The sequence below is a fragment of the Kitasatospora papulosa genome (genome assembly GCF_000717245.1).
Lineage (GTDB): Bacteria > Actinomycetota > Actinomycetes > Streptomycetales > Streptomycetaceae > Streptomyces > Streptomyces papulosus.
This window is the reverse complement of sequence record NZ_JNYQ01000001.1, coordinates 1,151,576-1,163,091: the sequence shown is the minus strand read 5'-3', so window position 1 is coordinate 1,163,091 and position 11,516 is coordinate 1,151,576. Positions and strand designations below refer to the sequence as shown.

Here is an 11,516-nt window from a genome sequence, read left to right as displayed (position 1 = left end):
AGTGGTCAGGCGGCGGTGGTCAGGCGTCGGGGCCCGCGACCAGCTTTCCGCCTTCGAGCTTCAGCGGGACGGAGGGCAGGGGCACCGTCGCGGGGCCCTGCAGCGCCTTGCCCGTGGTCATGTCGAAGCGGCTGCCGTGGCACGGGCAGTTGCCCTCGTTGCCCTCGACCTTGTCGAGGAGGCATCCGGCGTGGGTGCACTGCGCGCTGAAGGCCTTGTACTGACCGGCGGCCTGGCAGCTCACCACGACCCGCTGCTCCCGGTAGAGCTTCGCCCCGCCGACCGGGACCTCGTCCGCGGCGCCGAGCTCCACGGGCGCGGTGGGCGTGGGCGTCTGTGCGTGGCCGAGCTTGGAGTCGGTGGAGCAGGCGGCGGCTCCCAGCCCGGCGGCACCGGCGAGAGCGGCGCCCTTCAGTACGGTACGGCGGGCGGCGGGCAGGCCGGACATGCGGTCTCCACGGGTCGGGGGGACAGAGAGCCGCCGTCACCGTCCGGGCGAAGGCGTGGGCCGAAGGCGTGGGCGACAGACCCGACGATACCGGCGGAGAACGACGGCCCCTCGACCGGGCCCGGAGTGCGCCTTCTCCGGTCGGCCCCGGCGACCTGGTCGCCGGGGCCGACCGCACGAAGGAGGCAGGTACGGGGCCGGGGCGGCACCCCGAAATACGGATGCCGCCCCGGGACCGAGCTGTCAGGCCTTCCGCGCGCGGGCGGCCTTCTTCGCCGCGGGCTGCTCGGCAGCCGCCTTCTTGGCCGTCCTGGCCGTGGCCGTCCTGCGGGCCGGGGCCGCCTTGGCGGCGACGGCCTTCTTCGCGGGGGCCTTGCGGGCCTTCCGGGCGGCGGGCACGGCGGCCTCACCGATCCGGTCCGCGCCCAGGATGTCCTGGAGGAACTTCCCGGTGTGGCTGGCCGGCACCGAGGCGATGTGCTCCGGGGTGCCCTCGGCCACGACCAGGCCGCCGCCGCTGCCGCCCTCGGGACCCATGTCGACGACCCAGTCGGCGGTCTTGACGACATCGAGGTTGTGCTCGATGACGATGACCGTGTTGCCCTTGTCGACGAGACCCGAGAGGACCGAGATGAGCTTGCTGATGTCCTCGAAGTGCAGACCCGTCGTCGGCTCGTCCAGGACGTAGACCGTGCGGCCGGTGGAGCGCTTCTGCAGCTCGCTGGCGAGCTTGACCCGCTGTGCCTCGCCGCCGGAGAGCGTCGGCGCGGACTGGCCGAGCCTGACGTAGCCGAGGCCCACCTCGTTGAGCGTGCGCAGGTGACGCGCGATCGTCGGGACGGCCTCGAAGAACTCCAGGCCTTCCTCGATCGGCATGTCCAGCACCTCGGCGATGGACTTGCCCTTGTAGTGCACCTCCAGCGTCTCCCGGTTGTAGCGCGCACCGTGGCAGACCTCGCACGGGACGTACACGTCGGGCAGGAAGTTCATCTCGATCTTGATGGTGCCGTCGCCGGAGCAGTTCTCGCAGCGGCCGCCCTTGACGTTGAAGGAGAAGCGGCCCGGCAGATAACCGCGCACCTTCGCCTCCATCGTCTCGGCGAACAGCCGGCGGACGTGGTCGAAGACTCCGGTGTACGTGGCCGGGTTGGAGCGGGGCGTGCGGCCGATCGGCGACTGGTCGACGTGCACGACCTTGTCGACGAGGTCGTCGCCGTCCACGCGGGTGTGCCGGCCGGGCACCGACTTGGCGCCGTTGAGCTCACGCGCGAGATGCGTGTACAGGATGTCGTTGACCAGGGTCGACTTCCCGGAGCCGGAGACACCGGTGACCGCCGTGAGCACGCCGAGCGGGAAGGAGACGTCGATGTCCTGGAGGTTGTTCTCCCGGGCACCGTGCACCGTGAGCCGGCGCTTCGGGTCGACGGGACGCCGGACGTCCGGCATCGCGATGACCCTGCGGCCCGAGAGGTACTGGCCGGTGACGGAGTCCTCGTTGGCCAGCAGTTCCTTGAGCGACCCGGAGTGGACGACCTTGCCGCCGTGCTCACCCGCGCCGGGACCGATGTCGACGACCCAGTCGGCGACCTTGATGGTGTCCTCGTCGTGCTCGACGACGATGAGCGTGTTGCCCATGTCCCTGAGCCGGACCAGGGTCTCGATCAGCCGGTGGTTGTCGCGCTGGTGCAGGCCGATCGACGGCTCGTCCAGGACGTACAGCACGCCGACGAGACCGGATCCGATCTGGGTGGCGAGCCGGATGCGCTGCGCCTCGCCGCCGGACAGGGTGCCGGCGGCACGGTTCAGCGAGAGGTAGTCCAGGCCGACGTCGACGAGGAACTTCAGCCGCTCGTTGACCTCCTTGAGCACCCGCTCGGCGATCTTCTTGTCGCGGGCGTTCAGCTTGAGGCGGCCGAGGAACTCGGCGCACTCGCTGATCGACATCGCGGCGACCTCGGCGATGGACTTCTCCATCACCGTCACCGCGAGGACCAGCGGCTTGAGACGGGTGCCCTCACAGGTCGGGCAGGCCACCTCGCGCATGTAGCCCTCGAAGCGCTCCCTGCTGGAGTCGCTCTCCGCCTCGGAGTGACGCCGCTTGACGTACTGGACCGCACCCTCGAAACGGGGGGTGGTGTAGGCCCGCTCGCGCCCGTACCGGTTGCGGTAGCGGACCTCGGTCTGGATCTTGTGGCCGTGGAGCAGCGCCTTCTTGGCGCGCTGCGGCAGTCCCGCCCAGGGGATGTCCGTGCGGAATCCGAGCGCCTCGGCCAGAGCGGTGATCTGACGCCCGAAGTACTCCTTGGTGTGGCCGTGGGACCAGGGGTGGATCGCGCCCTCGTCCAGGGACTTCTCCTCGTCCGGGACGATCAGGTCCGGGTCGACCTCCATGCGCGTACCGATGCCCGTGCAGTCGGGGCAGGCGCCGAAGGGGCTGTTGAAGGAGAAGGAGCGGGGCTCCAGCTCCTCGAAGGAGAGGTCGTCGTACGGGCAGTAGAGGTGCTCGGAGTACATCCGCTCGCGCTCGGGGTCGTCCTCCTCGAGGTCGACGAAGTCGAGCACGACCATGCCGCCGGAGAGACCCAGGGCCGTCTCGACCGAGTCGGTCAGCCGGCGCTTGGCGCTGTCCTTCACCGTGAGGCGGTCGATGACCACCTCGATGGTGTGCTTCTCCTGCTTCTTCAGCTTGGGCGGCTCGGACAGCTGGATGGTCTCGCCGTCGACCCTGGCCCTGCTGTAGCCCTTGGTCTGGAGGTCGCCGAAGAGGTCGACGAACTCGCCCTTGCGCTCCCGCACCAGCGGCGAGAGGACCTGGAAGCGGCTGCCCTCGGGCAGCCCGAGGACCTTGTCCACGATGGCCTGCGGCGACTGGCGCGAGATCGGCCGGTGGCACTCGGGGCAGTGCGGCTTGCCGATCCTGGCGAAGAGCAGCCGGAGGTAGTCGTAGACCTCGGTGATGGTGCCGACCGTCGAGCGCGGGTTGCGCGAGGTCGACTTCTGGTCGATGGAGACGGCGGGCGAGAGGCCTTCGATGAAGTCCACGTCCGGCTTGTCCATCTGGCCGAGGAACTGGCGGGCGTACGAGGAGAGCGATTCCACGTAGCGCCGCTGGCCCTCGGCGAAGATCGTGTCGAACGCGAGCGACGACTTGCCCGATCCGGAGAGCCCGGTGAAGACGATGAGGGAGTCACGGGGGAGATCGAGCGAGACGTTCTTCAGGTTGTGCTCGCGCGCGCCACGGACGATGAGACGGTCGGCCACGCCGGTCCGCACCTTTCTGGAGAGAAGTGGGGGAACTGAGCCCCTGTCCCAGGGTATGGGGGGCGCCACAGCGATGTACGAAGCTTTCGACTCCGAGCGTATAGCACGCGCATTCGATTTACGGTCGGTCGGAGACTCCATCACCCGAACGAGTGGCGGGGTCTACGCTCGGCCCATGACTGATCACGCGCGCGACCTGGAAGCTGTACGTGAAGCGACCGATCGGCTGCTCGGTGCCACGGGCAAGATGGACGACGGCTTCCTTGCCGAGCCGTCGCGTCTGCCGGGCTGGAGCCGCGGCCATGTTCTTGCCCACCTCTCACGTAACGCCGACGCCCTCGTAAATGTTCTCCAGGGGCGGCCGATGTACGCGAACAGCGAAACCCGGGACGCCGACATCGAGCGTGATGCCTCCCGGCCCCTGTCGGAGCAACTCGCCGACCTGCGGGCGAGCGCCGCGGCCTTCCTCGCCGCGGCGGAGGCACCGGCCGACCGGGAACGCACGGTCACCCTGCGCAACGGTGTGACGGATTCGGCGTCCCGGATCCCCTTCCGCCGCCTGATCGAGGTGGAGCTGCACCACGTCGACCTCGGCGTGGGGTACGAGCTGGAGGCCCTGCCGGAGGAGTTCGTGATCCGGGAGAACGACTTCCTGGCGCAGCGGTTCGCCGGACACCCCGACGTCGTCCCCACGACGGCGGTCACCGAGGACGGCCGGCTGTGGACCACGGGCGGCGGCTCGGACGGCGCTCCGGTCACCGTCCGCGGGACGGCCTCCGACATCCTCGGCTGGCTCTGCGGGCGCCGTGACGGCTCCGCGCTGACGGTGGACGGCGGCGGTCTCCCCGTGCTGCCCCCGCTATAGGCTGCGTCACATGACGTACAGCGGAACGGTCAAGGTCGGCGGACCTGCCGATGTGCACGAGCTGACGGACCTGATGATCTCCAAGGTCGCCGTCGGCCCGATGAACAACAACGCGTATCTGCTGCGCTGCCGGGCCACCGGCGAGCAGCTCCTGATCGACGCGGCCGCCGAGGCCGGGGTCCTGCTGCGGCTGATCGGCGAGGACGGCATCGCCTCCGTCGTCACGACGCACCGGCACGGCGACCACTGGCAGGCCCTCGCCGAGGTGGTGGCGGCCACCGGGGCGCGGACCTATGCCGGGAGGTACGACGCCGAGGGCATCCCGGTCCGGACCGACGAGCTCGTCGAGGACGGCGGCACGATCCGGGTGGGGCAGGTCACGCTGACCGCCAGGCATCTGACCGGCCATACCCCGGGATCCGTCGCGCTGGTCTACGACGACCCGCACGGGGCCCCGCACCTGTTCACGGGGGACTGCCTCTTCCCCGGCGGCGTGGGCAACACGCACAAGGACCCGGAGGCGTTCGCGAGCCTGCTCCACGACGTGGAGACCAAGCTCTTCGACCGTCTGCCGGACGAGACGTGGGTCTACCCCGGCCACGGCCACGACACCACACTCGGCGCCGAGCGCCCGCAGCTGCCCCGGTGGCGCGAGCGGGGCTGGTGACCTCGTCCTGAAACGGCCGACGGCCGGGCGCCCCTCGGGGCCCCGGCCGTCGGTGTGTCCGTCCGGCGCTACTTCTCCGCGCCGACGTTCCGGCTGTCGTCCTTCCGACCGCCCGTCTCCGGGCCCTCCGCGTCCTTCTCCGCCGCTTCCTGCTTCCTGGTGGCGATGAGGCTGGTGATCGTGGTGATCACCAGGACGCCGCAGATGACGGTGAGGGAGAACGGGATGGAGATCTCCGGGACGTGCACCCCGGACTCGTGCAGGGCGTGCAGCACCAGCTTGACCCCGATGAACCCGAGGATCACCGAGAGCCCGTAGCTGAGGTGGACCAGCTTCTTCAGCAGACCGCCGATGAGGAAGTACAGCTGACGCAGGCCCATCAGGGCGAAGGCGTTCGCGGTGAAGACGATGTACGGGTCCTGGGTCAGGCCGAAGATCGCCGGGATGGAGTCCAGCGCGAAGAGCACATCGGTGGTGCCGATGGCGAGCATGACCACCATCAGGGGGGTCATGACGCGCTTGCCGTTGTTCCGGATGAAGAGCTTGGTGCCGTGGTACTTGTCGGCGACACCGAAGCGGTGCTCGATCGACTTGAGGAGACGGTTCTCCTCGAAGTCGTCCTCCTCCTCGTCGGCCCGGGCCTCCTGGATCAGCTTCCAGGCGGTGTAGATCAGGAACGCGCCGAAGATGTAGAAGACCCACGAGAAGTTGGCGATGACCGCGGCGCCGGCCGCGATGAAGATCGCCCGCAGCACCAGCGCGATCAGCACACCGATGAGCAGCACCCGCTGCTGCAGGTGGGACGGCACCGAGAACTTCGCCATGATCAGGACGAAGACGAAGAGGTTGTCCACGCTGAGCGACTTCTCGGTGATGAAGCCGGCGAAGAACTCGCCCGAGGCCTGGCTCTCGCCGAAGACCAGCAGGCCGAGCCCGAAGAGGACGGCCAGGGTGATCCAGACGATGGTCCAGATTCCGGCTTCCTTGGTCGACACGTCATGAGGCTTGCGCCCGATGAAGAAGTCGACGGAGATGAGGGCGACGAGACCGAGGATGGTCAGCGTCCAAAGAGTCCATGAAACGTCCACTGCGCCTCCGGCAGTTCGCTACGGCTATAGATCAGCGTCGTCGCTGCCGGAGGTCTCTTCCACCCGGGAGCGCGGGATGCGCGCCGGGCCGACGCCCCGGGACCGGTCACAGTCCGTACTGACGGGAACGCCGCGATCGGGAGTACTCCCCTCCGCACCAAGAACAGTACAGGAAACACCAAGAAACGGTAAAGTCCCCGCCAAGTCATGATCAAAATGCCAGGTCAGATGACTCGGACGGGAGGGGTGATCCGCCGTCACCCCGCCTCAGCAGCGCCCTCCACGCCGCGCCTCGGCCACCAGCGCGAGGACCTGTTCCAGGACCCGGCTGCCCTGCGGCGTCCTCAGCGGCTCGTACGTCCACGCGTGGCCCACCCAGGGGTCGGCGAGGTGGTCGTCGGCCACCGGGGTGATCCGCAGCAGGGAACGCCACAGCGGGTCGAGCACGGGGCCGTAGGCGCGGGCGTCCTCCCGGTCGGCCACCATCAGCAAGTGCACCCCGACCGAGGGCCCCTCGTCGGCCAGATAGCGCAGCTGGGTGACGGCCCTGTCGTCGAATCCGTGCGGGAAGTCGTTGACGATCAGCAGGTGCTCCCCCGTGTCGAGGTCCGGGGGTAGCGAGTCCGCGGCGCCGGCCCGGATCGCCATCTGCACCAGGTCGACCCGCCGGGTGAGGTGGGCGAGGACCGATGCCACGCCTTCGGCCCCGGCCGCCGGCGGACCGGCCAGGACCCCGGATCCGACCAGGGGCGAGAGCTGCCCCGCGGCGGAGCCCGCCGGGTCGACGACGTGCACGGAGAACTCGCCCGCCGGGTAGACCGCGAGCAACCGCGCGGCCAGGGTGACCGCGGTCTCCACGGCCAGGCCGCGCAACTGGTCGCCGGTGGTCGAGGCGGCCGCCTCGGACGCCGTACGCCCGCTGTCGATCCAGATCCCGCGCTCCAGGGGAAGCCGCACCAGCAGCGGAATGCGCAGATCGGGGGCCTCGCCCAGCAGGAGGTCTCCGAGGCGCAGAGCCATCGGGATCTCCATGGGGACGCGGTAGGCGTGCCAGACGGGGTTGTCCCAGCCCGCGTAGGCCGCGGGCAGGGCGGGCTCCACGACGGCGGACTCGGCGGCGAGCTGGGCGAGATCACGCTCCAGCGCCTCACGTGCCCGCCCGGTGAGCTCGTCACGCTTGGCCCGGGCCGCCTCGCGGGCGCGGTCACCCGCACCGCCGATGCGATTGCGCGGGTCGGACAGGGCCCGGTCCAGCTCCTGGTCCATCCGGGACTCGGCGAAGTCGACAGCGCTGCGGTATGCGGCGACAGCGCGGGCGAGGTCCTCGAACATGCCCCAGATCTGGTTGTAGAGACGCTCGTCCATGGACCAGCCGGTGGCGTCGCCTGCGACGGGCCGCGCGGGCTGCCCGGGTGCCGCGGGTGGTGCCGTCGGAGGCGGCGGGGGCGGCGCCGAGGTCTGGCGCCGGGGGTGCGCGTAGTCGATGGGGCCCCCGCCGGGAGCCTCCGTACGCGCGCTCGCGGGGTCGCCCAGCGGCTCCGCGGGCTGCGCCTCGGGGACGGGCGGCGCCGCGGCCTGCGCCCCCGCGGCGGCCGGGCCCGCGGGGTGGCGTACCCGCTCCCCCTCGGTGGTCCTGGGCGGCGGTGTCACGGAACGGGCGAGCCCGGAGGCGACGGCCTCCTGGATGGCGGCGGCGGTCTCCGCCGCCTCCGCGACCCCCTGGTCGGCGAACAGCCCCGCGAGCCCGGCGGCGTACCCCTGGCCGACGGCGCGCACCTTCCAGGCGCCCTGGCGGCGGTAGAGCTCCAGGGCGGACACGGCCGACTCGGTGTCCAGTCCGGTGAGGGTGAACGTGGCTATCTCGGTGCCGTCGAGTCCGGTGACGGCGACGAACGGCGCGGCGACCGCGCCGAAACTGACCGGCCTTCCGGCTCCCACGGGCAGGGCCAGGACCACGGTGACGCGGTGCACCTCGGCGGGCAGCGCGTCCAGGTCCACGGCCAGCCGGTGGTCGGCCGCCGCCTGCCGGGACACCTCCAGTCCGGGCACCCGGTGCGAGGCGGGGTGGGCGATCCACTCGGCGCCGCGGACCGTGCCCCGCTCGTCCCCGAGCGTGGCCCCGGCCACGACGGGTGAGCCCGCCGACACCCTGATCTCCAGACGGGTCTGGGGCAAGGTGTGGTTCTGCCCCCGGACCAGCTCGGCCGTCATCGCCCTGTCCCCTCGACGTTCGGTGTGGTGCCCTGCCGTGCGGTGGTGCCCCGCCACGGCCGCAGCTCCCGGCGGCGGGTGCCTCCGGGAGCTGCTCGTACGCGTTGTCGGGCCGGCTGCTGCCCGTGCGGTGCCTACAGGTGCGGCAGGATCGCCGGCATCAGGTCCTGGAAGGTCCGGCCGTTGGCCGGGTTGCCCAGGGCCGTCATCTGCCATCCACCGCCCACGCGGTGCACCTTCGCCATGATCTGCGCCGTGTACTGACCGCCGCCGTCCAGCGTGTAGCGGGCCAGTTCCTGGCCGTTGGTCTCGTCGACGATGCGGCAGAAGGCGTTCTGCACCTCCTGGAACGTCTGGCCGGTGAACGAGTTCACCGTGAAGACGATCTGGTCGATGTGGACCGGGACGCGCTGCAGGTCGACCAGGATCGCCTCGTCGTCGCCGCCGGAACCGGCACCGCCGACCAGGTTGTCGCCGGTGTGCTTGACCGAGCCGTCGTCGCTGACCAGGTGGCGGAAGAACACGACGTCCACGGGCTGCTTGTCGGCGAAGAGCACCGCGGAGGCGTCCAGGTCGATCTCCCGGGTGCGCGAACCGAACAGCCCGCGGCGCGGGGCCGCCTGCCAGCCGAGCCCCATCCGTACCGCGGTCAGGGTCCCCCCGTCGCTCTTCTGCAGGCTGATGGCCTGGCCCTTGGTCATGTTGACCGTCACGCGCTGTCCCCTCTCCGCTTGCCCCGCACCCGTCGGTGTGCGGCTTCCCCGCACCCTACGCAGTCCCGCGGGGCGAGAAGGAGGGAAGGGCCGTTTTTGTGTCGGTCCTGCAACACTGCGGACCTCAGAGGTCAGGCCAGCCCCGCCTCCCTCATCTGCCGCAGTTCCTTCTTCAGCTCGCCCACCTCGTCGCGCAGCCGGGCTGCCACCTCGAACTGCAGGTCGGCGGCGGCCGCGCGCATGCGGTCCGTCATCTCTTCGATGATCCCCGCGAGCTCCGTGGCGGGCCGGTCGGTGACCACCGCGCCGTCCTTCTTCGCCTTGGCTCCCGCGCCGGCCTTGCCGCCCAGTGCGGGGACGGGGGCCTTGGTGTCCTTGGCCTGCCGGTAGCCGGTGCCGAGCAGCTGCTCGGTGTCGACCTCCTCGCGGGCGATGGACGCGACGATGTCGTTGATCTTCTTGCGGAGCGGCTGCGGGTCGACGCCCCGCTCGGTGTTGTAGGCGATCTGCTTCTCGCGACGGCGGTTGGTCTCGTCGATGGCCTGTGCCATCGCCGGGGTGACCTTGTCCGCGTACATGTGGACCTGGCCCGAGACGTTACGGGCGGCACGCCCGATGGTCTGGATCAGCGAGGTCCCGGAGCGCAGGAAGCCCTGCTTGTCCGCGTCGAGGATCGCCACGAGTGACACCTCGGGCAGGTCGAGGCCCTCACGCAGGAGGTTGATGCCCACCAGGACGTCGTACTCGCCGGAGCGCAGCTCGCGCAGCAGCTCGATACGGCGCAGCGTGTCGACGTCGCTGTGGAGGTACCGGACCTGAATGCCCAGCTCGAGGAAGTAGTCGGTGAGGTCCTCGGACATCTTCTTGGTGAGGGTGGTGACCAGGACGCGCTCGTCCTTCTCGGTCCGCTCGCGGATCTCGTGGACGAGGTCGTCGATCTGTCCCTCGGTCGGCTTGACGACGACCTCCGGGTCGACGAGACCGGTGGGCCGGATGATCTGCTCGACGAAGCCGTCGCCGCGGGAGAGTTCGTACTTCCCGGGGGTGGCGGAGAGGTAGACCGTCTGGTTGATCCGGCCCAGGAACTCCTCCCACTTCAGCGGGCGGTTGTCCAGCGCGGAGGGCAGCCGGAATCCGTGGTCGACGAGGGTCCGCTTGCGGGAGGCGTCGCCCTCGTACATCGCGCCGATCTGCGGGACGGTGACGTGCGACTCGTCCAGGACGAGGAGGAAGTCCTCGGGGAAGTAGTCGAGGAGGGTGTGGGGGGCCGTGCCGGGCGAGCGGCCGTCGAAGTGCATCGAGTAGTTCTCGACGCCCGAGCAGGTCCCGATCTGGCGGAGCATCTCGATGTCGTACGTGGTGCGCATGCGCAGCCGCTGGGCCTCCAGCATCTTGCCCTGCTTCTCCAGCTCGGCGAGGCGCTCCTCCAGCTCCTTCTCGATGCCGGTGACGGCCTTCTCCATGCGCTCGGGGCCCGCCACGTAGTGGCTGGCGGGGAAGACGTGGAGCGAGGTGTCCTCGCTGATGACCTCGCCGGTGAGCGGGTGGAGGGTCGAGAGCGCCTCGATCTCGTCGCCGAACATCTCGATGCGGACGGCGAGCTCCTCGTACACCGGGAAGATCTCGATGGTGTCACCGCGCACCCGGAAGGTCCCGCGGGTGAACGCGAGGTCGTTGCGGGTGTACTGGATCTCGACGAAGCGGCGCAGCAGCTGGTCACGGTCGACCTCGTCGCCCACCTTGAGCTGGACCATGCGGTCCACGTACTCCTGCGGGGTGCCCAGGCCGTAGATGCAGGAGACGGAGGCGACCACGACGACGTCCCGCCGGGTGAGCAGCGAGTTCGTCGCGGAGTGCCGCAGCCGCTCGACCTCCTCGTTGATCGAGGAGTCCTTCTCGATGTAGGTGTCCGACTGGGGGACGTACGCCTCGGGCTGGTAGTAGTCGTAGTACGAGACGAAGTACTCGACGGCGTTGTTCGGGAGGAGCTCGCGGAACTCGTTGGCCAGCTGGGCGGCCAGGGTCTTGTTCGGCGCCATCACCAGGGTGGGGCGCTGCAGCTTCTCGATCATCCAGGCGGTCGTCGCCGACTTGCCCGTGCCCGTCGCGCCGAGCAGGACGACGTCCTTCTCACCCGCGCGGACGCGCCGGTCCAGCTCGGCGATGGCCGTGGGCTGGTCGCCGCTGGGCTGGTAGGGACTGACGACCTCGAAAGGCGCCACCGAACGTTCGATCTTCGAGACTGGCCGCATGCAACCACCGT

Annotated in this window: 8 protein-coding genes; 2 read left to right on the top strand and 6 right to left on the bottom strand. The window is 70.1% G+C overall.

The window, feature by feature from the left end; genetic code table 11:
* Nucleotides 1-19: 19 nt before the first annotated feature.
* Nucleotides 20-448: a Rieske (2Fe-2S) protein gene (locus tag IA22_RS0105095; RefSeq protein ID WP_014156885.1), complete on the bottom strand. Its 429-nt coding sequence runs from the start codon at nt 446-448 to the stop codon at nt 20-22.
* A 243-nt stretch (nt 449-691) separates the two neighbouring features.
* Nucleotides 692-3,709, bottom strand: a complete 3,018-nt coding sequence (gene uvrA / locus IA22_RS0105090) for an excinuclease ABC subunit UvrA (RefSeq protein WP_030122854.1) — start codon at nt 3,707-3,709, stop codon at nt 692-694.
* 175 nt (nt 3,710-3,884) lie between these two features.
* On the opposite strand from uvrA, the gene IA22_RS0105085 reads away from it, so the two are divergent.
* Nucleotides 3,885-4,574: a maleylpyruvate isomerase family mycothiol-dependent enzyme gene (locus IA22_RS0105085; protein ID WP_030122853.1), complete on the top strand. Its 690-nt coding sequence runs from the start codon at nt 3,885-3,887 to the stop codon at nt 4,572-4,574.
* Nucleotides 4,575-4,584: 10 nt separating this feature from the next.
* Nucleotides 4,585-5,241, top strand: coding sequence for an MBL fold metallo-hydrolase (locus tag IA22_RS0105080; protein ID WP_030122852.1), 657 nt, complete (start codon nt 4,585-4,587; stop codon nt 5,239-5,241).
* Nucleotides 5,242-5,309: 68 nt separating this feature from the next.
* Here IA22_RS0105080 and IA22_RS0105075 read toward each other — a convergent pair whose 3' ends face one another.
* From IA22_RS0105075 to uvrB, 4 genes are all read right to left on the bottom strand, one after another.
* Nucleotides 5,310-6,329 (bottom strand): TerC family protein, encoded by a 1,020-nt coding sequence (locus tag IA22_RS0105075; protein WP_014156881.1) that lies wholly within the window; start codon nt 6,327-6,329, stop codon nt 5,310-5,312.
* Between the two features lie 267 nt (nt 6,330-6,596).
* Complete coding sequence (locus IA22_RS0105070) at nt 6,597-8,540, bottom strand: TerD family protein (protein ID WP_030122851.1); 1,944 nt, start codon at nt 8,538-8,540, stop codon at nt 6,597-6,599.
* A gap of 134 nt (nt 8,541-8,674) precedes the next feature.
* Entirely contained in the window at nt 8,675-9,253 is a 579-nt protein-coding gene (locus IA22_RS0105065; RefSeq protein WP_014156879.1) for a TerD family protein, read from the bottom strand.
* A 131-nt stretch (nt 9,254-9,384) separates the two neighbouring features.
* Nucleotides 9,385-11,505, bottom strand: coding sequence for an excinuclease ABC subunit UvrB (gene uvrB, locus IA22_RS0105060; RefSeq protein WP_014156878.1), 2,121 nt, complete (start codon nt 11,503-11,505; stop codon nt 9,385-9,387).
* Nucleotides 11,506-11,516: the final 11 nt, after the last annotated feature.

What these genes read in the sequence shown, in the direction of transcription:
- IA22_RS0105095 (WP_014156885.1), bottom strand. Translation starts at nt 448, where the DNA reads ATGTCCGGCCTGCCCGCCGCCCGCCGTACCGTACTGAAGGGCGCCGCT.
- IA22_RS0105085 (WP_030122853.1), top strand. Translation starts at nt 3,885, where the DNA reads ATGACTGATCACGCGCGCGACCTGGAAGCTGTACGTGAAGCGACCGAT.
- IA22_RS0105080 (WP_030122852.1), top strand. Translation starts at nt 4,585, where the DNA reads ATGACGTACAGCGGAACGGTCAAGGTCGGCGGACCTGCCGATGTGCAC.
- IA22_RS0105070 (WP_030122851.1), bottom strand. Translation starts at nt 8,540, where the DNA reads ATGACGGCCGAGCTGGTCCGGGGGCAGAACCACACCTTGCCCCAGACC.
- uvrB (WP_014156878.1), bottom strand. Translation starts at nt 11,505, where the DNA reads ATGCGGCCAGTCTCGAAGATCGAACGTTCGGTGGCGCCTTTCGAGGTC.